The sequence below is a fragment of the Polaromonas sp. P1_E1_2 genome (assembly GCF_056406035.1).
Genome location: NZ_JBFUAZ010000597.1, coordinates 1 through 2603, shown reverse-complemented (window position 1 = coordinate 2603; position 2603 = coordinate 1). Strand labels below are relative to the sequence as shown.

At 64.3% G+C, this 2603-nt stretch carries 2 protein-coding genes; one reads left to right on the top strand and one right to left on the bottom strand.

The window, feature by feature from the left end; all coding sequences use genetic code 11:
• A partial coding sequence (locus AC1D1P_RS20490; protein WP_477674227.1) for a transglutaminase family protein occupies positions 1-1757 on the bottom strand: 1757 nt, incomplete at its 3' end.
• Positions 1758-2019: 262 nt separating this feature from the next.
• Between AC1D1P_RS20490 and AC1D1P_RS20485 the strand changes: the two genes are divergently transcribed.
• The coding region (locus AC1D1P_RS20485) for a DUF4131 domain-containing protein (protein WP_477674226.1) at positions 2020-2603 on the top strand (584 nt) is incomplete at its 3' end.

The window sequence follows — 2603 nt, the reverse complement described above, 5'->3', positions numbered from 1 at the left end:
CCGTTGTAGCGCGCCGCCAGTGCGGAAGCCGCCGGCAGGTCCTGTCGCGGGGCAAACGGATCGGACTCGATCATGTAGGGGTAGTCGGTCTTGGACACCCAGGGCACCGAATCCAGCGGCAGGCGATAGCCCATGGGCGAGTCGCCCGGCATCAGGTACATGCGTTCTTCGCGGAAAAACCAGGGGCCGGTGGTCCATTTGGGCCCACTCAGCGCGGGCGAGGCGCCTGCGTTTCGTTGCTTGAGTTGCTCCTTGGTTTGTAGCGGCAGCACGTAGCCCACCACCGAATCCAGGCCCTGCATGAAGACGCGGCGCAGGCGTTCGCGCTCCATGGCGTCGTCCAGCTTCGAATCAAACGGGTCGACGTTGACCGGCAGCCGGCGCTCGCGCCAGAGGTAGTACCAGGTATCTTCATAGCCTGGCGTGATGTAGGTGGTGGCCAGGCCCAGCTTGCCCGCCAGTGTCTGCACAAAACGCTGCGCGTCGGCGCTGGTGTAGTTGCAGGGCTGACGCTCGTCGGCGAAGAGGCTCGGGTTCTGCCAGATCGGCTGGCCGTCCTTGCGCCAGAAAATGCTGAGTGCCCAGCGCGGCAATTGCTCGCCCGGGTACCACTTGCCCTGGCCGAAATGCAGGAAACCGCCTTCGCCATATTCGGCGCGCAGCTTTTGCACGAGTTCGGTCGCATAGCCTCGTTTGGTCGGGCCCAGCGCGTCGATGTTCCATTCGGCCGCGTCGCGGTCGGTGGTGGCCACAAAGGTCGGCTCGCCGCCCATGGTCAGGCGCACGTCGCCGGCCGCCAGGTCTTCATCGACCTTTTCGCCGAGCGCCAGCACCGCTTGCCATTGCTCCTCGGTGTAGGGCTTGGTCACGCGTGGTGACTCGTAAATGCGCTGCACCGCCATGTGGTGCTCGAACTCGACTTCGGATTTGTCGACGCCGCCTTCGACCGGCGCTGCGCTCGACGGCTCGGGCGTGCACGCCAGCGGAATGTGGCCTTCGCCGGCCATCAGGCCCGAGGTCGGGTCCAGGCCGACCCAGCCGGCACCGGGCAAAAACACCTCGCACCAGGCGTGCAGGTCGGTGAAATCAGCTTCCGCACCGCTGGGGCCGTCGATGGATTTGACGTCAGCTTTCAGCTGGATCAAATAGCCCGAGACAAAGCGCGCGGCCAGGCCCATGTGCCGCAGCAGCTGCACCAGCAGCCAGCCGGTGTCGCGGCAGGAGCCGCAGGCCAGGCGCAGGGTTTCTTCAGGCGTCTGCACGCCGGGCTCCATGCGGATGGAGTATTTGATGTCCGACTGCAGGCCCTGGTTCAGGCCCACCAGAAAGTCGATGGTGCGTTTGGGCGTGTGGTCGATTTTTTCAAGGTAGCGCTTGAGCAGCGGCGTGGCCGGCTGGGTGGCCAGGTAGGGCGCCAGTTCGCGGGCCTGCAGCGCGTTGTAGGTAAACGGGAATTCCTCGGCGGCGGGCTCCAGGAAGAAGTCGAACGGGTTGAACACCGCCATTTCCACCACCAGGTCCACCGTGACCTTGAACTCGCGCGTCGGCTCTGGAAACACGAGCCGGGCCTGGTAATTGGCAAACGGGTCCTGCTGCCAGTTGATGAAGTGGCCGGCGGGCTCAACCCTGAGGGAATACGACAGTACCTGTGTGCGGCTGTGCGGCGCAGGCCGCAGGCGGACGACCTGGGGGCCGAGTTTGACCAGGCGGTCGTATTTGTAATGCGTGATGTGGCTCAGGGCGACGTGGATGGACAAGGCAACCTCGCTTTTAAAGGAACGGGCGTGCAATCACGCCCTCAGGAAAATACGTTCAACAGACCGCCACATCTTGCGGTCTCAGGAACGCCGTGTAAACAGCTTACCCGGATTTGGTGGCATTTCTGAAAGCAAGAGCTGCGCCACGTGGTCTCTTGAGTGTGAACCGGCTGTTTGGCGCTGTTTGTTGTTTACCTGCCGCGCTTTCCCGTTAAGCTCAAAGCGGTCAGTGCATAAAAACAGTTCAAAGGGGAGGCGGGGTTTGAATCGACCTGTATCGGCCGGGGCACGGCTGTATGCGGCAAGCCCGGGGCCGGTGTTTGCCGGTTTTATTGCGGGTGTTGCCTTGCAGTTGCAGCAGTCCGCCTTGTGGCCGCAACCGGTATATGCCGCCATGGCACTGCTGGCCTGCACCCTGGCTGGCCTGTACCTGCGCTTTGGCAGGCTGCGCCTTCCTTCGTGGGGCAGGGTGGTTTCGGCCTTTGCCCTCGCTGCCTTGCTCGGTGTGGGCCTCACGGGCTGGCGTGCCGGCGTTTTCCTGACTGCGGCGCTCGATCCGGCGCTGGAGGGCCGCGATATCGAGGTCACGGGTCAGGTGCTGGCGATGCCGCAACCCGGAGAAGACGGCGTGCGCTTTCGCCTGGCCGTGGAATCTGCCCGCCTCAATGGTGGCAAAGTCACCTTGCCGCCGCACGTCATGCTGGGCTGGTATTCGGGCTTTGCCGGGCGCGAGCCCGCCGTGCCGGCCCAAGACGCCGACCCATTCGAGATAGCGCTGGCCCTGCAGCGTCAGCCGCAAGTCCTGCGCGCCGGCGAACGCTGGCAGATGACGGTGCGGCTCAAGGC